At 68.5% G+C, this 17,378-nt stretch carries 27 protein-coding genes; 1 reads left to right on the top strand and 26 read right to left on the bottom strand.

Annotated elements, in window-relative coordinates:
• Window positions 1–10 precede the first annotated feature (10 nt).
• The 9 genes from DEJ27_RS11065 to infA form a co-directional block, all read right to left on the bottom strand.
• Window positions 11–754 carry an MBL fold metallo-hydrolase gene (locus tag DEJ27_RS11065; RefSeq protein ID WP_110859508.1) on the bottom strand — a complete coding sequence of 248 codons (744 nt, stop codon included), beginning with the start codon at window positions 752–754 and terminating at the stop codon, window positions 11–13.
• A complete protein-coding gene (gene truA, locus DEJ27_RS11060) occupies window positions 751–1,659 on the bottom strand; it encodes a tRNA pseudouridine(38-40) synthase TruA (RefSeq protein WP_110859507.1) in 909 nt (302 codons plus the stop codon). The genes DEJ27_RS11065 and truA overlap by 4 nt, the downstream gene beginning before the upstream one ends.
• 76 nt (window positions 1,660–1,735) lie before the next feature.
• A complete protein-coding gene (locus tag DEJ27_RS11055) occupies window positions 1,736–2,854 on the bottom strand; it encodes an FUSC family protein (protein ID WP_111090912.1) in 1,119 nt (372 codons plus the stop codon).
• 141 nt (window positions 2,855–2,995) lie between these two features.
• On the bottom strand, window positions 2,996–3,574 hold the full coding sequence (gene rplQ, locus DEJ27_RS11050) for a 50S ribosomal protein L17 (RefSeq protein WP_110859505.1): 579 nt from the start codon (window positions 3,572–3,574) through the stop codon (window positions 2,996–2,998).
• 63 nt (window positions 3,575–3,637) lie between these two features.
• Complete coding sequence (locus tag DEJ27_RS11045) at window positions 3,638–4,633, bottom strand: DNA-directed RNA polymerase subunit alpha (RefSeq protein ID WP_017885506.1); 996 nt, start codon at window positions 4,631–4,633, stop codon at window positions 3,638–3,640.
• Between the two features lie 205 nt (window positions 4,634–4,838).
• Window positions 4,839–5,237 (bottom strand): 30S ribosomal protein S11, encoded by a 399-nt coding sequence (gene rpsK / locus DEJ27_RS11040; protein WP_017885507.1) that lies wholly within the window; start codon window positions 5,235–5,237, stop codon window positions 4,839–4,841.
• A gap of 9 nt (window positions 5,238–5,246) precedes the next feature.
• Window positions 5,247–5,621, bottom strand: coding sequence for a 30S ribosomal protein S13 (gene rpsM, locus DEJ27_RS11035; protein WP_017885508.1), 375 nt, complete (start codon window positions 5,619–5,621; stop codon window positions 5,247–5,249).
• A gap of 186 nt (window positions 5,622–5,807) precedes the next feature.
• Window positions 5,808–5,924 (bottom strand): 50S ribosomal protein L36, encoded by a 117-nt coding sequence (gene rpmJ, locus DEJ27_RS11030; RefSeq protein WP_022903266.1) that lies wholly within the window; start codon window positions 5,922–5,924, stop codon window positions 5,808–5,810.
• Between the two features lie 70 nt (window positions 5,925–5,994).
• Complete coding sequence (gene infA / locus DEJ27_RS11025; RefSeq protein WP_017885509.1) at window positions 5,995–6,216, bottom strand: translation initiation factor IF-1; 222 nt, start codon at window positions 6,214–6,216, stop codon at window positions 5,995–5,997.
• A 294-nt stretch (window positions 6,217–6,510) separates the two neighbouring features.
• On the opposite strand from infA, the gene DEJ27_RS11020 reads away from it, so the two are divergent.
• Window positions 6,511–7,806: an LCP family protein gene (locus DEJ27_RS11020; RefSeq protein WP_110859504.1), complete on the top strand. Its 1,296-nt coding sequence runs from the start codon at window positions 6,511–6,513 to the stop codon at window positions 7,804–7,806.
• Between the two features lie 143 nt (window positions 7,807–7,949).
• Here DEJ27_RS11020 and map read toward each other — a convergent pair whose 3' ends face one another.
• From map to rplV, 17 genes are all read right to left on the bottom strand, one after another.
• Window positions 7,950–8,729 carry a type I methionyl aminopeptidase gene (gene map, locus DEJ27_RS11015; RefSeq protein ID WP_375231896.1) on the bottom strand — a complete coding sequence of 260 codons (780 nt, stop codon included), beginning with the start codon at window positions 8,727–8,729 and terminating at the stop codon, window positions 7,950–7,952.
• Between the two features lie 59 nt (window positions 8,730–8,788).
• The gene (locus tag DEJ27_RS11010; RefSeq protein ID WP_110859502.1) at window positions 8,789–9,379 is read right to left on the bottom strand and encodes an adenylate kinase; all 591 of its coding nucleotides are present in this window, start codon (window positions 9,377–9,379) and stop codon (window positions 8,789–8,791) included.
• The gene (gene secY / locus DEJ27_RS11005) at window positions 9,376–10,698 is read right to left on the bottom strand and encodes a preprotein translocase subunit SecY (protein ID WP_027466722.1); all 1,323 of its coding nucleotides are present in this window, start codon (window positions 10,696–10,698) and stop codon (window positions 9,376–9,378) included. The genes DEJ27_RS11010 and secY overlap by 4 nt, the downstream gene beginning before the upstream one ends.
• Before the next feature lie 147 nt (window positions 10,699–10,845).
• Window positions 10,846–11,310: a 50S ribosomal protein L15 gene (gene rplO / locus DEJ27_RS11000; RefSeq protein ID WP_017885514.1), complete on the bottom strand. Its 465-nt coding sequence runs from the start codon at window positions 11,308–11,310 to the stop codon at window positions 10,846–10,848.
• Window positions 11,307–11,492, bottom strand: a complete 186-nt coding sequence (rpmD, locus tag DEJ27_RS10995; RefSeq protein ID WP_017885515.1) for a 50S ribosomal protein L30 — start codon at window positions 11,490–11,492, stop codon at window positions 11,307–11,309. Before rpmD ends, rplO begins: the two co-directional genes overlap by 4 nt.
• A complete protein-coding gene (gene rpsE, locus DEJ27_RS10990) occupies window positions 11,492–12,316 on the bottom strand; it encodes a 30S ribosomal protein S5 (protein WP_110859501.1) in 825 nt (274 codons plus the stop codon). Before rpsE ends, rpmD begins: the two co-directional genes overlap by 1 nt.
• Complete coding sequence (gene rplR / locus DEJ27_RS10985; protein ID WP_027466725.1) at window positions 12,313–12,687, bottom strand: 50S ribosomal protein L18; 375 nt, start codon at window positions 12,685–12,687, stop codon at window positions 12,313–12,315. The genes rpsE and rplR overlap by 4 nt, the downstream gene beginning before the upstream one ends.
• Window positions 12,688–12,689: 2 nt before the next feature.
• The gene (gene rplF, locus DEJ27_RS10980) at window positions 12,690–13,226 is read right to left on the bottom strand and encodes a 50S ribosomal protein L6 (protein WP_017885518.1); all 537 of its coding nucleotides are present in this window, start codon (window positions 13,224–13,226) and stop codon (window positions 12,690–12,692) included.
• Between the two features lie 6 nt (window positions 13,227–13,232).
• A complete protein-coding gene (gene rpsH, locus DEJ27_RS10975) occupies window positions 13,233–13,631 on the bottom strand; it encodes a 30S ribosomal protein S8 (protein ID WP_017885519.1) in 399 nt (132 codons plus the stop codon).
• A 153-nt stretch (window positions 13,632–13,784) separates the two neighbouring features.
• The gene (rplE, locus tag DEJ27_RS10970; protein WP_110859500.1) at window positions 13,785–14,375 is read right to left on the bottom strand and encodes a 50S ribosomal protein L5; all 591 of its coding nucleotides are present in this window, start codon (window positions 14,373–14,375) and stop codon (window positions 13,785–13,787) included.
• Window positions 14,375–14,734 (bottom strand): 50S ribosomal protein L24, encoded by a 360-nt coding sequence (gene rplX / locus DEJ27_RS10965; RefSeq protein WP_017885522.1) that lies wholly within the window; start codon window positions 14,732–14,734, stop codon window positions 14,375–14,377. Before rplX ends, rplE begins: the two co-directional genes overlap by 1 nt.
• A gap of 3 nt (window positions 14,735–14,737) precedes the next feature.
• Window positions 14,738–15,106 carry a 50S ribosomal protein L14 gene (gene rplN / locus DEJ27_RS10960; RefSeq protein ID WP_017885523.1) on the bottom strand — a complete coding sequence of 123 codons (369 nt, stop codon included), beginning with the start codon at window positions 15,104–15,106 and terminating at the stop codon, window positions 14,738–14,740.
• 31 nt (window positions 15,107–15,137) lie between these two features.
• Window positions 15,138–15,422 (bottom strand): 30S ribosomal protein S17, encoded by a 285-nt coding sequence (rpsQ, locus tag DEJ27_RS10955; RefSeq protein ID WP_017885524.1) that lies wholly within the window; start codon window positions 15,420–15,422, stop codon window positions 15,138–15,140.
• Window positions 15,422–15,742 (bottom strand): 50S ribosomal protein L29, encoded by a 321-nt coding sequence (gene rpmC, locus DEJ27_RS10950; protein WP_017885525.1) that lies wholly within the window; start codon window positions 15,740–15,742, stop codon window positions 15,422–15,424. Before rpmC ends, rpsQ begins: the two co-directional genes overlap by 1 nt.
• Window positions 15,742–16,161 carry a 50S ribosomal protein L16 gene (gene rplP / locus DEJ27_RS10945; protein ID WP_017885526.1) on the bottom strand — a complete coding sequence of 140 codons (420 nt, stop codon included), beginning with the start codon at window positions 16,159–16,161 and terminating at the stop codon, window positions 15,742–15,744. Before rplP ends, rpmC begins: the two co-directional genes overlap by 1 nt.
• A 2-nt stretch (window positions 16,162–16,163) precedes the next feature.
• A complete protein-coding gene (rpsC, locus tag DEJ27_RS10940) occupies window positions 16,164–16,976 on the bottom strand; it encodes a 30S ribosomal protein S3 (protein ID WP_017885527.1) in 813 nt (270 codons plus the stop codon).
• Window positions 16,976–17,368 (bottom strand): 50S ribosomal protein L22, encoded by a 393-nt coding sequence (rplV, locus tag DEJ27_RS10935; protein WP_035809257.1) that lies wholly within the window; start codon window positions 17,366–17,368, stop codon window positions 16,976–16,978. Before rplV ends, rpsC begins: the two co-directional genes overlap by 1 nt.
• Window positions 17,369–17,378 lie beyond the last annotated feature (10 nt).

Below are 17,378 nucleotides of genomic sequence, written 5' to 3'. Positions count from 1 at the left end.
TCGCGCGGCATCAGCCGAACGGCAGCCACGTCCCACCCACACGTCGGACGGCCGGTCCGTGTCCCGGCAGCACGAGAGCCGGGAACGGCAGCGCCCGTGCGGACTCGAGCGCGCGGTCCTGGTCGGCGGTGAAGAACGGTGTGATCATCCGCGGGCGCGGGGCCCACGACCCCGGCTGGGTGTCGTGCCGACTGACGACGGCGTCGCCGGTGACGATCGCGTCCGCCGCGGGCAGCAGGTAGGCGGTCGAGCCGTCGGTGTGGCCGACGGCCGGGAACGGCGAGATCGCCCGACCCGCGAAGTCCGCACCGGTGAACGCGCGAGCGGACGGCACGGTGGTGGGCCGCAGGGCGTCGGATCGGATCGCCCGCACCAGCCAGGCGAGCACACGGGGGCTGGCGAGCCGGCCGCCGATCTCCGCCGGGGTGACCTGCTGCCGCTCCGGTCCGCGCACGTTGGCGAGCTCGTCGGCGTGGGCGAGCACCTCGACGTCGGGGTACCGCTCGAGGATCCCGGGGATGCCGCCGACGTGGTCGACGTGTCCGTGCGTCACGTAGACGCGACGGAGATCGGCGGGGTCGTGTCCGGCGGCGCGCACGGTGTCGAGCACGAGGTCGGTGTCGGCCGGGTACCCGGCGTCGATCAGCGCGACGCCGTCCTCCTCCGCCAGCACCACCCAGTTGGACACCGGACCCTCGACGAAGACGACTCCGGGGGCGACGGACACGACGGAACGGGGTTCGCGCGGGCTCATCCCTCGACGCTACCGTCCACCGACCGTCGGGCCCGGGTCTGCTCCGCCCGCTCCGCGAGCTCCGCGTCCGCCGGGTACCCCACCTCGGTCAGGGTCAGTCCCTTCGCCGGCGCCGTCTTGAAGGCGCTCGTGCGTTCCTCGGCGACGCGGAGTTCCTCGAGGCGGTCCGGGCCGAAGCGGCCCTCGCCGACGGCGATGGTCGCGCCGACCATCGCCCGGACCATGGAGTGGCAGAAGGCGTCGGCCTGGAGGCGCGCCACCAGCACGCCGTCCGGCTCGCGGTCCCAGCGGAACTGCTGCAACGTCCGGATGGTCGTCGCCCCCTCGCGCGGCTTGCAGAACGTCGCGAAGTCGTGCAGCCCGAGCAACGTCAGCGCACCGCGCTCCATCGCTGCCGGGTCGAGCCGCGCCGCGTGCCAGACCGTGTGCCCGCGCCGACGTGGATCGCGCGGGGCGTCGGCGTCCGCGATCCGGTACTCGTACCGGCGCCAGAGCGGGGAGAACCGGGCGTCGAACCCGGCGGGCGCCACCGAGGCACCGGTGACGACGACGTCCCCCTCGGGTGCTGCGATGCCGTTGACCCGCTTGACCAGCCCGTCGAGCGGTGAGCGACCCGTCCCGCGCTTGGCGGTGAGCGCTGCCCACTGCTCCGCCGACAGGTCCAGGTGTGCGACCTGCCCCGTGGCGTGCACCCCGGCGTCGGTGCGTCCGGCGACGGTGAGCAACGGCGGTTCGCCCCAGCGGGTGAAGACGGTGGCGAGTGCGCTCTCGAGCGCGCCCTGCACCGTCCGGAGCCCGGGCTGCCGAGCCCACCCGGAGAACGCCGCCCCGTCGTAGGCGATGTCCAGTCGCAGCCGCACGTCACCCGTGCTGTCGGGGTCCTGGAAGCCGACCGTCTCGTCCACGTGACCACCGTAGCGGGGGTGATCCGTGCCTCCCGGCCCGCGCTCGGTCCGCCGGACGGCGACCGCCCGCACCCCTTCAGCCGCGCGGACGGCCGAACGCCGACGGACCGGTCCGGGTGTCGAGGTCGTCGGTGGCGCGCCGCTCGGACTCGACGATCCCGCGCAGGGCGACGAGCGCGGCCGAGGTGACCGCGACGTGGGAGGGGTTCTCACGCGATTCGTCGAGCGCGGTCTCGAGTCGTGCGATGGCCGCTTCGGCCTGGTCCTCCGGGGAGTCACCGCGGATCGTGCTGGCGATCTTCCGCAGCGCTTCGGCGATGGGGGTGGCGAACGCGGGGTCCGGACGCCCGACACCCTCGGAGACCGGACCGGAGCGCGCCACGAGCTCGGTGAGGTCGGTCGTGTACCAGGCGACGCGCTCCAGTGCCCGGAAGCGTCCGCCGTCCTTCTGGAGCCGCGCTCGCGACCCACGCAGTGCCCCACGGGGGTTGAGCCGGCGGCTCTCGTGCGCGATCGCCACCCGCGACCGGACGTCCGCGATCGCGCGGTCCAGGCGGTCCTGCTGGTGGTCCCACGCCTTCTCGTCGCGCTTGCCCTCCTCGAGCACGGCTGCCAGCCCGTCGAGGTGGTCCGCCAGCACACCGTTCACCGCGTCGATGCGGTGTTCGGCGTCCCAGAAGTGCAGCGGCGGGAACACCAGGAAGTTGACCAGCAGCCCGACGACGACACCCACGGCCATCTGCACGAGGTACCCGAGCGAGTAGCCCTCGGCGTGCGCGCCGCCGACGAGCAGCACGAAGAGCGCCGCGGTCGACACCCACGAGCTCCCCTCCCCCAGCACGCGGAACCCGCCGACCAGCACCCCGACGCCGACCGCGAGCGCGATCGCGAGGAAGCCGGGATCGCCGACCCACATCGTGAACGCGGCGATGAGGATGCCGAGGGCGATCCCGACCAGGGTCTGCACACCGCTCCGGATGCCCGCGAACACCGTGGTCTGCATCGCGACGACGGCGCCGAGTGGCGCGTAGTGCGGGTACTCGGCCGCGACGCCCGGGATGTGCTGCGCCACGAGCCAGGCGATCACCGCAGCGGCGGCGGCCTTGCCGGCGTGCAGCAGGCGCGGCTGCGTGCCCGAGGTCCGGCTCCACCGCCAGACCCGTGTCCCCAGACCCGCAACGTGCTGGAACGCCATGACTTCCTTCCCTGTCGTACCGGTCGGCCACCCTACGCGGCGCGTCGCTCGTGCCGTGGAGTCCGTGCACGCGAGGAAGCCCCCGCGACCTGGGTCGCGAGGGCTTCCTCGTGGTGGTGCGGCGCCCCGGAGGGCACCGGACTACTTGGTGTCGGCGTCGTCCGACTTCTCGGCGGCGTCGGCCTCGACCTCGGCAGCAGCCTCGGTCTCGGACTCGGTCTCGACCGGGGCGGACTCCTCGGTGGTCTCGGTCTCCTCGACCGGGGCCTCCTCGGCGGTCTCGTCAGCGGCGGGCTCGTCGACCGGGGCGGCAGCAGCGGCCGGAGCCGAGTTGCGCTTGACCGGAGCGGGCGTGCTCGAGACGGGCTCGAGGACGAGCTCGATCGACGCCAGCGGAGCGTTGTCGCCCTTGCGGAAGCCGAGCTTCGTGATGCGGGTGTAACCGCCCTGGCGGTCCTCGACCTGGGGGGCGATCTCGGTGAACAGCGTGTGCACGACGGACTTGTCGCGCAGGATGCTGATCACACGACGACGCGCGTGCAGGTCGCCCCGCTTCGCGAACGTGATGAGACGCTCGGCGACCGGGCGGAGGCGCTTGGCCTTCGTCTCGGTGGTCGTGATGCGACCGTGCGTGAAGAGGGCGTTGGCGAGGTTGCTCAGGAGCAGGCGCTCGTGGGCGGGACCGCCACCGAGGCGGGGGCCCTTGGTGGGCTTCGGCATGTCAGTTCTCCAGTGGTGAAAGTGGTGCGCGCGGTGTCAGCGCGCTTGCGCGTGAGCGCGAGGTCAGTTGTTGGACTCGTCCTCGTCGTACCCGCTGTAGAAGTGGGCGCCGTCGAATCCGGGGACGGTGTCCTTGAGGGACAGGCCGAGCTCGGTGAGCTTGTCCTTGACCTCGTCCACCGACTTCTGACCGAAGTTGCGGATGTTCATGAGCTGCGTCTCCGACAGGGCGACGAGCTCGGACACCGTGTTGATGCCCTCCCGCTTCAGGCAGTTGTAGCTGCGGACCGACAGGTCGAGGTCCTCGATCGGGGTCTGCAGTTCGTTCGAGAGCACGGCGTCGACCGGCGCGGGGCCGATCTCGATGCCCTCGGCCGCCGTGTTGAGCTCGCGAGCGAGCCCGAACAGCTCGACCAGCGTGCGGCCGGCCGACGCGATGGCGTCGCGCGGCGTGATGGCCGGCTTCGCCTCGACGTCGACGACCAGGCGGTCGAAGTCCGTGCGCTCACCGGCACGCGTCGCCTCGACGCGGTAGGTGACCTTGAGGACCGGCGAGTAGATCGAGTCGATCGGGATCTGACCGGCTTCGCTGAACTCGGAACGGTTCTGCGTCGCCGAGACGTAGCCACGGCCACGCTCGATCGTGAGCTCGAGCTCGAAGCGCGCGGTGTCGTTCAGGGTCGCGATGACGAGTTCCGGGTTGTGGATCTCGACGCCGGCCGGAGCGGAGATGTCCGCTGCGGTGACCTGACCGGCACCCTGCTTGCGCAGGTACGCCGTGATGGGCTCGTCGTGCTCGCTGGAGACGACCAGGCTCTTGATGTTGAGGATGATCTCGGTGACGTCTTCCTTGACACCGGGAACGGTGCTGAACTCGTGGAGGACGCCGTCGATGCGGATGCTGGTGACAGCCGCGCCGGGGATCGAGGAGAGGAGCGTGCGGCGCAGCGAGTTGCCGAGGGTGTAACCGAAGCCCGGCTCGAGCGGCTCGATGACGAAGCGCGAGCGGTGCTCGGAGATCGGCTCCTCGGTCAGGGTGGGGCGCTGTGCAATGAGCACTGTGGGATTCCTTTCGGCGAAGTGTCCGCTATATGACACTTGGCGGTACGACGGGGCCGCATGGGCCCCGACGGGTCTGTTGAGTTGTGATCACGCGCACACACGTGCGCGATCGAACGACCAGGAATGGCCGCGGGCCCTGCCCGCCCTCGCCGGAACGGATCCGGTCAGGGGACGAGCAGGGCGCGGCCGGTTGCTCCTCGCGTCAGACGCGACGGCGCTTGGGCGGGCGGCACCCGTTGTGCGCCTGCGGCGTGACGTCGTTGATCGAGCCGACCTCGAGGCCAGCGGCCTGGAGCGAGCGGATCGCGGTCTCGCGACCCGAACCCGGGCCCTTCACGAAGACGTCGACCTTCTTGACGCCGTGCTCCTGCGCCTGACGCGCAGCGGACTCGGCGGCGAGCTGCGCCGCGAACGGCGTCGACTTGCGCGAACCCTTGAAGCCCACGGCACCCGAGGACGCCCAGCTGAGGACGGCACCCGACGGGTCGGTGATGCTGACGATCGTGTTGTTGAACGTGCTCTTGATGTGGGCCTGGCCCACAGCGACGTTCTTCTTCTCCTTGCGGCGCGGCTTGCGCGCGGCAGTCTTGGGGGTAGCCATCGGGGTCTCCTATCGAGCCTTCTTCTTGCCTGCCACGGTGCGCTTCGGTCCCTTGCGGGTACGAGCGTTGGTCTTGGTGCGCTGACCGCGCACCGGGAGACCACGACGGTGGCGGAGACCCTCGTAGCTGCCGATCTCGACCTTGCGGCGGATGTCGGCGGCGACCTCACGGCGGAGGTCACCCTCGACCTTGAAGTTGCCCTCGATGAAGTCACGGAGGGCGACGAGCTGGTCGTCGGTCAGGTCCTTGACGCGGATGTCACCGGAGATACCGGTCTCCGTCAGTGCCTGGACGGCGCGGGTACGGCCGACGCCGTAGATGTACGTGAGTGCGATCTCCACGCGCTTCTCGCGCGGGATGTCGACGCCTGCTAGACGTGCCATGTGATGGCTGCTCCTGTTGTCGATGGAGGTGTGGCGCAGTACCGGTGCTCGGGCCTCCGCCCCGAGGTGTCCCCCGGCCGTCGTGCGACCGGGTTCTGGTACTGCGTTGTCGATCTTCAGTTGTGGGTCGTGCTCGAGCAGCCTGGTGTCCGATGGACACCGTCGGCGCCGGTCACGCGCCCGGGACTAGCCCTGGCGCTGCTTGTGACGCGGGTTGCTCTTGCAGATCACCATGACGCGGCCCTTGCGGCGAATCACGCGGCAGTGTTCGCAGATGGGCTTGACGCTGGGGTTGACCTTCATGGTTCTTTCCTCGTGCTCGCTGGCTTCGTGCTCGGCAGGATTGCCGTGCCGTTCCTTTCCAGCTCGCGGATCACTTGTAGCGGTAGACGATCCGGCCGCGGGTCAGGTCGTACGGGCTCAGCTCCACGATCACGCGGTCCTCGGGGAGGATGCGGATGTAGTGCTGGCGCATCTTCCCGGAGATGTGCGCGAGGACCTTGTGTCCGTTCGTCAGCTCAACGCGGAACATCGCGTTGGGCAGAGCTTCGAGCACCGAGCCTTCGATCTCGATGACGCCGTCTTTCTTGGCCATAGCCTCACTGTCGCTTGGTTGTGGAACTGGTGTGATCCCCGAACCGGTCTGCGGGTCGGTCGCCACACCCGAGAGGGCATGACACACCAAAGATCGATCTTATGTGGTAAACCCGCAATTGCCAAGTGGGGACGCGGAACACCCCACGTCTGGGGCTTCCGGAGCCGTGCCTGAGCGTTCCACAGTGGTTTGACGGCGCGCTCCGGGCGCGCACTTGCGCGCGAACCGTAGTTTTGCTCCGCAGCCACGTCCGCCGCACCAGCAGCTCGCGCCGGACCACCGAACGGAGAACACGTGCCCGACGCCACCCGACGCCCCTTCGCCAGCCACGGCAAGCAGGCCCGTCGTCGGGGTTGGGGCACGCTCGTCACCGTCGTCGCGGCCGCCGTCGCCGTCCTGCTCGTCAGCGGCACGAGCGTCGCCGCGATCGCAGGCGCGCAGCTCGCCGCCGCGCCGCAGACGGTCGCACTCAGCACCGACGACCAGAACACCGCCAAGACCGCGGACATCTCGGCGATCAAGGGCGGAGCGAACATCCTGCTCATCGGCAGCGACACGCGGGTCGGCCAGTTCGACTCCGACGAGGACGTCGAGGGCGCCCGCAACGACGTCACGATGCTCATCCACATCTCGGCGGACCACCAGCAGCTCACCGCGGTCAGCTTCCCCCGTGACCTGATGGTCCCGATCCCGGCCTGCACCAACCCCGCGACCGGCACGACCTACCCCGCGTCCACCTCGGCGATGTTCAACACCGCGCTCGGCAACGGCGGTGTCTCCTGCGTCGTGGACACGGTCGAGAACCTGACCGGCCTGAGCATCCCCTACGCCGGGCTCATCACCTTCGACGGCGTGATCGAGATGTCGAACGCCCTCGGCGGCGTGGACGTGTGCGTTGCCGAGCCGATCGACGACACCTTCACCGGCCTGCACCTCACGACGGGCTCGCACTCCCTCGAGGGCTCGGACGCACTCGCCTTCCTGCGCACCCGCCACGGGGTCGGCGACGGCAGCGACCTCGCCCGCATCAGCTCGCAGCAGGTGTTCCTGTCGGCGCTCCTCCGCAAGGTCACCTCGGACGGCACGCTCTCGAACCCGATCACGCTCTACAAGCTGGCCGGCGCCGCCCTGTCCAACATGACGCTGTCCGACGGCCTGGCCCAGACCGGCACCCTGGTCAAGCTCGCCTCGGCGCTGCGCGGGATGAGCACGGCCAACATGCTCTTCGTGCAGTACCCGGTGGCCGACGACCCCGCCGACGATGCCCGGGTGATCGTCGACCAGGAGACGGCCCACACCCTGAACGTGGCGCTGCAGAACGACGTCCGGTCCTCGCTGAGCGACTCGAGCACCGGTCGCGCGTCCGAGGAGTCGCCGTCCAGCGGCGGGACGTCGAGCAGCACCGGGTCGTCCGGGACCTCGGGTCCGTCCGGCACCTCGGGTTCGTCAGGGACTTCGTCGTCCGCCGACGTGCCATCGGCGGCGCCGAGCGCCACCGCCACTCGGACGCCGACCGCGTCGGCGACGCCGCTGCCCTCGTCGATCACCGGGCAGAGCGCCTCCGAGGAGACCTGCTCCGTCGGCAACTGACACGACGCCACGGCGTCCGTCGGGCACTGATCGGATGGGTCCACCCGACGTGGGCGACACGGCGGACGCCAGCCGGGCCTCCCGGCCGTCGCATCGTGCAGATCCGCCGAGCGTGGGCACGGGATCCGGACCGGAGGCCCGTCCTACGGGATCGGGACGGGCGTCACACCCAGCGGGGCCAGGCCCCGAGCGCCGCCGTCGGCGGCCGTGAGCACCCAGATCCCAGCCGCGTGCACCGCGACACTGTGCTCCCAGTGCGCGGCGTCGGAGCCGTCGAGCGTCCGGACCGTCCAGTCGTCGTCGTCCGTCGAGCTGTCGATCGTGCCGGCCGTGACCATGGGCTCGATGGCGACCACCAGCCCCGGCTTGACGGCAGGGCCGGCGCCACGGACGCGGTAGTTGAAGACCGGCGGGTCCTCGTGCATCGACCGGCCGATGCCGTGACCGGTGTACCCCTCGACGATGCCCCACGCGCCGGTCTCGTCGATCGCGTCTTCCACAGCGGAGCCGACCTCGTGCAGGTTCTTCGCGTGGGCGAGCGCGGCGATGCCGTGCCAGAGCGACCGCTCGGTCGTGTCGCAGAGCGTCTGCCGGGCCGCGGTGACCGTGGCGTCGCCACCGGGCACGACGGTCGTGAACGCGCTGTCACCGTTCCAGCCGTCGACCTCGGCGCCGGCGTCCACCGACACGATGTCGCCGGGCGCGAGCACGCGCTCTCCGGGGATCCCGTGCACGATCTCGTCGTTCACCGACACGCACAGCGTGTGGCGGTAGCCGGGCACGAGCTGGAAGTTCGGGATCCCACCGCCGTCACGGATGGTGCGCTCGGCGATCGCGTCGAGTTCGCCGGTCGTGATGCCCGGGCGGATCGCTGCCCGGACGGCGTCGAGCGCCTCGGCGGTCAGCAGGCCCGGCCGGACCATCGCCCGGAGCTCGTCCGGGGTCTTGTAGATCGAGGGCTTCTTGAACCGCACCACGCTGGTCAGACGGTCGCGGAGAGCCCGCGGCCCGCCAGTGCCGTCTGGATGCGGTCGCCGACCTCGTCGATCGCTCCGAGGCCGTCGACGTCGACCACCAGGCCACGCTCGCCGTACGCCGCCACGATGGGCGCCGTCTGCTCGGCGTACACCTGCTGACGACGACGGATCGTCTCCTCGTTGTCGTCGCTGCGACCCTGGTCCTCGGCACGCTTGAGCAGGCGCCCGACGAGCTCGTCCTGGTCGGCGACGAGCTGCACGACGGCGTCGATCGCGGTGCACTGCTCGGCGAGCAGCGCGTCGAGGTACTCGACCTGACCGACCGTGCGCGGGTACCCGTCCAGCAGGAACCCGTGCTCGGCGTCGGGCTCCCGCAGGCGGGACTTCACGAGCTCGTTCGTCAGGGAGTCCGGCACGTAGTCGCCGGCGTCCATGATCGCCTTCGCCTGCACGCCGAGGGGCGTGCCCTCTGCCACGTTCTTGCGGAAGATGTCCCCGGTCGAGATCGCGGGGATCCCGAAGGAGTCCGCGATGCGGCCGGCCTGGGTGCCCTTCCCGGCTCCGGGAGGTCCGACGATGATGAGACGTGCGCTCAACGGAGAAGCCCTTCGTAGTGACGCTGCTGCAGCTGCGAGTCGATCTGCTTCACGGTCTCGAGACCGACACCCACGATGATGAGGATGCTCGCGCCACCGAACGGGAAGTTCTGGTTCGCGCCGAACAGCGCCAGTGCTGCCAGCGGGATGAGCGCGATGAGACCGAGGTAGAGCGAGCCGGGCAGCGTCACCCGGGTGAGGACGTAGTCGAGGTACTCGGCGGTCGGACGACCGGCACGGATGCCGGGGATGAACCCGCCGTACTTCTTCATGTTGTCGGCGACCTCTTCGGGGTTGAAGGTGATCGCCACGTAGAAGTACGTGAACCCGACGATGAGCAGGAAGTACAGGACCATGTAGAACCAGTTGTCACCCGAGGTCAGGTTGTTCTGGATCCAGGTCACCCAGGCTGCCGGCTCGGAGCCGTCCGAGGGCTGGTTGAACTGCGCGATCAGGGCCGGCAGGTACAGCAGCGACGAGGCGAAGATGACGGGCACGACGCCGGCCATGTTCACCTTGATCGGGATGTAGGTGTTGTTGCCGCCGTACGTCCGCCGCCCGACCATGCGCTTGGCGTACTGCACGGGGATCCGCCGCTGTGACTGCTCGACGAACACGACGGCCATCATGATCACGAGTCCGACCAGGATCACGAACAGGAAGAGCTCGAACGACTGCGACTGCTCGATCGCCCAGAGCGCCGACGGGAACTGCGCCGCGATCGACGTGAAGATCAGGAGCGACATGCCGTTGCCGATGCCGCGCTCGGTGACGAGCTCGCCCATCCACATGATGAGGCCGGTGCCGGCGGTCAGCGTGACGACCATCAGCATGATGGCGTACCAGCTGTCGTTCGAGATGATCGAGGTGCAGGACGCGGAGGCGTTCGTGCCGAACAGGGCGCCGGAGCGAGCGACCGTGATCAGCGTCGTGGACTGCAGGACACCGAGCGCGATCGTGAGGTAGCGCGTGTACTGCGTCAGCTTCGCCTGGCCCGACTGGCCCTCCTTGTAGAGGGTGTCGAAGTGCGGGATGACCACACGCAGGAGCTGCACGATGATCGACGACGTGATGTACGGCATGATGCCGAGCGCGAAGACCGAGAGCTTCAGCAGCGCGCCGCCGGAGAAGAGGTTGATGAGGTCGTAGAGCCCGCCGGAGGACGACGCGCTGGCGAGACAGCTCTGCACGGCGGCGTAGTCGACGAACGGTGCCGGGATGTACGACCCGAGACGGAACAGCGCGATGATCGCGAGGGTGAAGCCGATCTTCTTGCGAAGATCAGGGGTGCGCATGATGCGCGCGACCGCTCTGAACACGATGACTCCGAACTTGTGGGACCGGGGCCGTCGATCGCGGCCGGACCGGTTTCGGTCGGCAGGGCCGACCCGGCTGGCGGATGCCGGCCACTGTCAAGGAAACCGTAACGGCGGCCCGTGCGCAAACGCACGGGCCGCCGACGGGGGTTACTGGGAGACGGTGCCGCCAGCAGCCACGATCTTCTCGGCGGCGGACGCCGAGACCTTGTCGACCGCGACCGTGATCTTCACGGTGATGTCACCCTGACCGAGAACCTTGACCTTCTCGTTCTTGCGGACGGCGCCCTTGGCGACCAGGCCCGCAACGGTGACGTCGCCACCGTCGGGGTAGAGCTCCGAGATCTTGTCCAGGTTCACGACCTGGTACTCGACCCGGAACGGGTTCTTGAACCCGCGGAGCTTCGGGGTGCGCATGTGCAGCGGCATCTGCCCACCCTCGAAGCCGACCCGGACCTGGTAACGGGCCTTCGTGCCCTTGGTACCACGCCCAGCGGTCTTGCCCTTCGAGCCCTCACCGCGACCCACACGGGTGCGGTCCTTCTTGGCGCCCTCTGCGGGACGGAGGTGGTGCAGCTTCAGCACCTGCACGCGCTCGTTCTTCTCGTCGCTCATGCGTCGACCTCCTCGACCTTCACGAGGTGCGCCACCGTCGCGATGTACCCGCGGTTCTGGGAGTTGTCCTCACGCTCGACCGAACGGCCGATGCGCTTGAGGCCCAGGCTGCGCAGGGTGTCGCGCTGGTACTGCTTCTCGCTGATAACGGACTTGATCTGCGTGATCTTCAGCATCGCCATCACGCACCTGCCTTCTCGGTCGCGGCACGCAGGGCTGCGGCCTCGGCCTGGAGCAGACGGGCCGGGACGACCCGCTCGACGTCGAGGCCACGACGGCTCGCGACGGCGCGGGGCTCCTCGAGCTGCTTCAGGGCCTCGACGGTCGCGTGCACGATGTTGATGGTGTTCGACGAGCCGAGCGACTTGCTCAGGACGTCGTGGATGCCGGCGCACTCGAGCACGGCGCGGACCGGACCACCGGCGATGACACCGGTACCGGGGCCGGCCGGACGCAGGAGGACGACGCCAGCGGCGGCTTCACCCTGCACCGGGTGCGGGATCGTGTTACCGACGCGGGGGACGCGGAAGAAGTTCTTCTTCGCCTCTTCGACACCCTTGGAGATCGCCGTGGGGACCTCCTTGGCCTTGCCGTAGCCGACGCCCACGAGGCCGTTGCCGTCACCGACGACGACGAGCGCCGTGAAGCTGAAGCGACGACCACCCTTGACGACCTTCGAGACGCGGTTGATGGTCACCACGCGCTCGAGGAACTGGCTGTCGCCACCGCGGTTGTTGCGGTCGCGGCCCTGCTGACGGTCACGACCGCCACCACGACGGCCACGGTTGTCGGCGGAGTCGCGGTTGTTGGACGCGGAGCCCGCGGCGGTCTCGACCGGACGCTCGGCGACGGCAGGTGCCTCCGCCTCCTTGCCGGTCTTGGCGCCCTCGGTGGTCGCCTCGGCGGTTGCCTCGGTGGCCGTGGCCTCCGTGCTCGCCTCGGTGGTCTCCGTGGCCTCGACGGCCTCGGTCTTGGCGTCTTCGTTGGTGTTCGCGTTGTCGCTCACAGGTTCAGCCCTCCTTCACGGGCACCATCGGCGATCGCGGCGACGCGACCGGCGTACTTGCTGCCACCGCGGTCGAAGACCACGGCCTCGACGCCAGCCGACTTCGCGCGCTCGGCGAGGAGCTCACCGACGCGACGGGCCTTGGCGGTCTTGTCGCCGTCGAACGAGCGGAGGTCTGCCTCCATCGTCGAGGCGCTGGCGAGGGTGTGACCCTTCGAGTCGTCGATGACCTGCACGAACACGTGACGCGACGAGCGGGTGACGGCGAGACGGGGACGAGCCTCGGTGCCAGTGATCTTCTTGCGGAGACGGTTGTGACGACGCGCCTTGGCGGCCGCCTTGCTCTTGCCTCGTGTCTTGAGGAGTCCCATGATCACTTACCTGACTTTCCGGCCTTGCGGCGCACGTTCTCGCCGGCGTAACGGACACCCTTGCCCTTGTAGGGCTCGGGCTTCCGGAGCTTCCGGATGTTCGCGGCGACCTCGCCGACAGCCTGCTTGTCGATACCGGCCACGGTGACCTTGTTGTTGCCCTCCACCGCGAAGCTGATGCCCGCCGGCGGCTCGACCGTGATCGAGTGGGAGTACCCGAGCGCGAACTCGAGGTTCGAGCCCTTGGCCGCGACACGGTAACCGGTGCCGACGACCTCGAGGCCCTTGGTGTAGCCCTGGGTCACGCCGATGATGTTGTTGGCGATGAGGGTCCGGGTCAGTCCGTGGAGCGAACGCGACTCGCGCTCGTCGTCCGGACGGGTGACGAGGACCTGGTTCTCCTCGACCTTGGCCTGGATGGGCTCGGCGATGACGAGCGCGAGCTCGCCCTTCGGGCCCTTGACCGCCACGTTCTGACCGTCAACGGAGACGGTGACGCCGGCGGGGATGTCGATGGGGAGACGTCCGATTCGTGACATTGTCGATCACCACACGTAGGCGAGGACTTCCCCACCCACGCCCTTCTGCTCGGCTTCGCGGTCGGTCAGGAGGCCGGAGGAGGTCGAGAGGATCGCCACGCCGAGGCCACCGAGGACCTGGGGGATCTCCGTCGACTTCGCGTAGACCCGGAGGCCCGGCTTCGAGACGCGCTTGATGCCGGCGATCGAACGCTCGCGCTCGGGGCCGTACTTCAGGTCGATGGTGAGGGTCTGCCCGACTCGGGCATCCTCCACCTTCCACTCGCTGATGTAGCCCTCACGCTTGAGGATGTCGGCGATGTTCTTCTTGAGCTTGGAGCTCGGGAGCGCGACTGCGTCGTGGTGCGCGGAGTTCGCGTTCCGCAATCTGGTCAGCATGTCTGCGACCGGATCGGTCATCGTCATGATGTTCGTCCATTTCTCGCCTGGTTTCGACACCCGTTCCACGAATGCCGACCTGAGCGATCGAGTGATCCCGGGGCGGTTCCCCGAGATCGGTGTGTTCGTGCGTGCGGGCCGGAGGACGTGAATCCTCCGGCCCGCACCGCCCGAAGTAGTTTAGACCGTCTGCTCGTTGGAGCGGAACGGGAAGCCGAGCTGGCGGAGCAGCGCGCGTCCCTCGTCGTCCGTCTTCGCGGTGGTCACGACAGTGATGTCGAAGCCGCGGACACGGTCGATGCGGTCCTGGTCGATCTCGTGGAACACGGACTGCTCCGTGAGACCGAACGTGTAGTTGCCGTTGCCGTCGAACTGCTTGTCGCTGAGACCGCGGAAGTCGCGGATGCGGGGCAGTGCGAGCGTGACCAGGCGGTCGAGGAACTCCCACGCGCGGTCACCGCGGAGGGTGACGTGCGCGCCGATGGCCTGACCCTCGCGCAGCTTGAACTGTGCGATGGACTTGCGGGCGATGTTGACCTGGGGCTTCTGACCCGTGATCGCCGTGAGGTCCTTGATGGCCCCCTCGATGATCTTGGAGTCACGAGCGGCCTCACCGACACCGGTGTTCACGACGACCTTGACCAGGCCGGGGACCTGGTTGACGTTCGCGTAACCGAACTGCTCGGTGAGGGCCGACTTGATCTCGGCCAGGTACTTCTGCTTGAGGCGCGGCTGGATCTTGCCAGCGGGCGCAGCAGTCGTGTCAGTCATCAGAGCTTCTCACCAGACTTCTTCGCGTAGCGGACACGGACGGTCTTCTTGACGCCGTCCTTCTCCACCTCTTCGGTGCGGAAGCCGACACGCGTCGGCTTCTTCGTCTTCGGGTCGACGAGTGCGACGTTCGAGACGTGGATCGAGGCTTCGTGCTGCTCGATGCCACCGGTCTTCGAACCACGCTGCGTCTGACCGACGCGGACGTGCTTCGTGACGAAGTTCACGCCCTCGACGACGACGCGGTTCTTGTCCTTGAGGACCTCGATGACCTTGCCCTGCTTGCCACGGTCGCCGCCACGCTCCTGCGTCGCGCCCGTGATGACCTGGACGAGGTCACCCTTCTTGATGTTCGCCATGGCTTACAGCACCTCCGGCGCGAGCGAGATGATCTTCATGAACTTCTTGTCACGGAGCTCGCGACCGACCGGACCGAAGATGCGCGTACCGCGCGGGTCGCCGTCGGCCTTGAGGATCACTGCCGCGTTCTCGTCGAACTTGATGTAGGAGCCGTCCTGACGACGGGTCTCCTTCTTGGTGCGAACGATGACCGCCTTGACGACGTCACCCTTCTTCACGTTGCCGCCGGGGATGGCGTCCTTCACCGTGGCGACGATGACGTCACCGAGGCCGGCGTAGCGACGACCCGAGCCACCGAGCACGCGGATGGTCAAGATCTCCTTGGCACCCGTGTTGTCGGCGACCTTCAGGCGGGATTCCTGCTGAATCACTGCTGTCTCCTATTCCGAAGCAGGCCGAGGCCTACTTGGCCTTCTCGAGGATCTCGACCAGGCGCCAGCGCTTGGACGCGCTGAGGGGACGGGTCTCGCTGATCACGACGAGGTCGCCGACACCAGCGGTGCCGAGCTCGTCGTGGGCCTTCACCTTGGACGTGCGACGGATGATCTTGCCGTAGAGCGCGTGCTTCACGCGGTCCTCGACCTCGACCACGATGGTCTTGTCCATCTTGTCGCTCGTCACGTAGCCGCGACGCGTCTTGCGGTAGCCGCGAGTGAGGGCGGCGGAGTTCTTCTCTTCGTTCGCCATTACTTCTCCTCGGCGGTCTCGGCCTCGGTCGACTCGGCCGGCTTGTCAGCCTTCTTCGTCGTCTTCTTGGCCTTGGGGGCGGTCTCGACGGGCGCGGGAGTGGCACGGATGCCGAGCTCGCGCTCGCGGAGGACGGTGTAGATGCGGGCGATGTCGCGCTTGACGGCACGGAGACGACCGTGGCTCTCCAGCTGGCCGGTGGCCGACTGGAAGCGGAGGTTGAAGAGTTCCTCCTTGGCCTTCTTCAGCTCGTCAGCGAGACGCTCGTTCTCGAACGTGTCGAGCTCCGTCGGACGGAGCTCCTTGGAACCGATCGCCATTATGCGTCGCCCTCCTCGCGCTTGATGATGCGTGCCTTGAGGGGCAGCTTGTGGATTGCACGAGTCAACGCCTCACGGGCGATCTCCTCGCTGACGCCGGAGAGCTCGAAGAGCACCCGGCCCGGCTTCACGTTCGCGACCCACCACTCGGGCGAACCCTTACCGGAACCCATGCGGGTCTCGGCGGGCTTCTTGGTCAGCGGACGGTCCGGGTAGATGTTGATCCAGACCTTGCCACCACGCTTGATGTGACGCGTCATGGCGATACGAGCGGACTCGATCTGACGGTTGGTCACGTACGCCGGGGTGAGGGCCTGGATGCCGTAGTCGCCGAAGCTGACCTTGGTACCACCGGTGGCCTGACCCGAACGCTTCGGGTGGTGCTGCTTGCGGTGCTTGACTCGACGGGGAATAAGCATGGTTACGCCTCAACTCCTGCGCCGGCCGGCGCGTCCTGCGGGGCCTGCTGCGGGCGACGGTCACCGCGGTCGCCGCCACGACGGTCGCCGCCACGGTCGCCACGCTCACCGCGCGGGCCGCCACGACGCTCGGGGCGCGACGAACGCTGGTTCGCCTGCTCGCGAGCGAGCTCCTTGTTCGTGATGTCGCCCTTGTAGATCCAGACCTTCACGCCGATGCGGCCGAACGTGGTCCGGGCCTCGTAGAAGCCGTAGTCGATGTTCGCGCGGAGGGTGTGCAGCGGCACACGGCCTTCGCGGTAGAACTCCGAACGCGACATCTCGGCGCCGCCGAGACGGCCCGACACCTGGATGCGGACACCCTTGGCGCCGGCGCGCTGTGCACCCTGCAGGCCCTTGCGCATGGCGCGACGGAACGCGACACGAGCGGAGAGCTGCTCGGCGATGCCCTGCGCGACGAGCTGGGCCTCGGTCTCGGGGTTCTTGACCTCGAGGATGTTCAGCTGGATCTGCTTCTTGGTGAGCTTCTCGAGCTCACCGCGAACGCGCTCCGCCTCGGCGCCGCGGCGGCCGATGACGATGCCCGGACGAGCCGTGTGGATGTCCACGCGGACACGGTCACGGGTGCGCTCGAGCTCGATGCGTGCGACACCGGCGCGGTCGAGGGTCTTCTTCAGGTACTCGCGCACCTTGATGTCCTCGGCCACGTAGTCGGCGTAGCGCTGACCGGCCTTCTTGCTGTCGGTGAACCAGTGCGAGACGTGGTCCGTCGTGATCCCGAGACGGAAGCCGTACGGGTTGACCTTCTGGCCCATTACTTGCTCGCCTTCTTGCTCGTCGCGGCAACCTCGGCCTCGTCGGGCGTCGCGAGGACGACCGTGATGTGGCTGGTGCGCTTGTTGATGCGGAAGGCGCGGCCCTGGGCGCGCGGCTGGAACCGCTTCAGGGTCGTGCCCTCGTCGACGAAGACGCGGCTCACGTAGAGGTCGCGCTCGTCGAGGAAGCTGTTCGTCGAGTCCGCCTTGACCCGTGCGTTCGCGATCGCCGAGGCGACCAGCTTGTACACGGGCTCCGAAGCGCCCTGGGGGGCGAACTTCAGGATGGCGAGGGCCTCGTGGGCCTGCTTGCCGCGGATCAGCTCGATGACGCGACGGGCCTTCTGAGGCGTGACGCGGATGTGTCGCACGCGTGCGATCGACTCCACCATTTCGTTCCTC

The organism is Curtobacterium sp. MCPF17_018, from assembly GCF_003234135.1.
Lineage (GTDB): Bacteria > Actinomycetota > Actinomycetes > Actinomycetales > Microbacteriaceae > Curtobacterium > Curtobacterium flaccumfaciens.
The sequence above is the reverse complement of the archived record's forward strand: the minus strand, read 5'-3'. Positions and strand labels throughout refer to the sequence as shown.

Coding starts and splice junctions, on each gene's coding strand:
- rplX (WP_017885522.1), bottom strand. CDS start 14,734: ATGGCGAACATCAAGAAGGGTGACCTCGTCCAGGTCATCACGGGCGCG.
- DEJ27_RS11065 (WP_110859508.1), bottom strand. CDS start 754: ATGAGCCCGCGCGAACCCCGTTCCGTCGTGTCCGTCGCCCCCGGAGTC.
- rpmC (WP_017885525.1), bottom strand. CDS start 15,742: ATGGCGATCGGTTCCAAGGAGCTCCGTCCGACGGAGCTCGACACGTTC.
- rpmJ (WP_022903266.1), bottom strand. CDS start 5,924: ATGAAGGTCAACCCCAGCGTCAAGCCCATCTGCGAACACTGCCGCGTG.
- rplQ (WP_110859505.1), bottom strand. CDS start 3,574: ATGCCGAAGCCCACCAAGGGCCCCCGCCTCGGTGGCGGTCCCGCCCAC.
- rpsQ (WP_017885524.1), bottom strand. CDS start 15,422: ATGGCGAACGAAGAGAAGAACTCCGCCGCCCTCACTCGCGGCTACCGC.
- rpmD (WP_017885515.1), bottom strand. CDS start 11,492: ATGGCGATGCTGAAGATCACGCAGATCAAGTCCGTTATCAGCGAGAAG.
- map (WP_375231896.1), bottom strand. CDS start 8,729: ATGGTCCGGCCGGGCCTGCTGACCGCCGAGGCGCTCGACGCCGTCCGG.
- rplP (WP_017885526.1), bottom strand. CDS start 16,161: ATGCTTATTCCCCGTCGAGTCAAGCACCGCAAGCAGCACCACCCGAAG.
- rplF (WP_017885518.1), bottom strand. CDS start 13,226: ATGTCACGAATCGGACGTCTCCCCATCGACATCCCCGCCGGCGTCACC.
- infA (WP_017885509.1), bottom strand. CDS start 6,216: ATGGCCAAGAAAGACGGCGTCATCGAGATCGAAGGCTCGGTGCTCGAA.
- rplV (WP_035809257.1), bottom strand. CDS start 17,368: ATGGTGGAGTCGATCGCACGCGTGCGACACATCCGCGTCACGCCTCAG.
- rplO (WP_017885514.1), bottom strand. CDS start 11,310: ATGAGCGACGAGAAGAACGAGCGCGTGCAGGTGCTGAAGCTGCACCAC.
- rpsC (WP_017885527.1), bottom strand. CDS start 16,976: ATGGGCCAGAAGGTCAACCCGTACGGCTTCCGTCTCGGGATCACGACG.
- DEJ27_RS11055 (WP_111090912.1), bottom strand. CDS start 2,854: ATGGCGTTCCAGCACGTTGCGGGTCTGGGGACACGGGTCTGGCGGTGG.
- rpsK (WP_017885507.1), bottom strand. CDS start 5,237: ATGGCTACCCCCAAGACTGCCGCGCGCAAGCCGCGCCGCAAGGAGAAG.
- rpsH (WP_017885519.1), bottom strand. CDS start 13,631: ATGACGATGACCGATCCGGTCGCAGACATGCTGACCAGATTGCGGAAC.
- rpsM (WP_017885508.1), bottom strand. CDS start 5,621: ATGGCACGTCTAGCAGGCGTCGACATCCCGCGCGAGAAGCGCGTGGAG.
- rplE (WP_110859500.1), bottom strand. CDS start 14,375: ATGACTGACACGACTGCTGCGCCCGCTGGCAAGATCCAGCCGCGCCTC.
- rplR (WP_027466725.1), bottom strand. CDS start 12,687: ATGGGACTCCTCAAGACACGAGGCAAGAGCAAGGCGGCCGCCAAGGCG.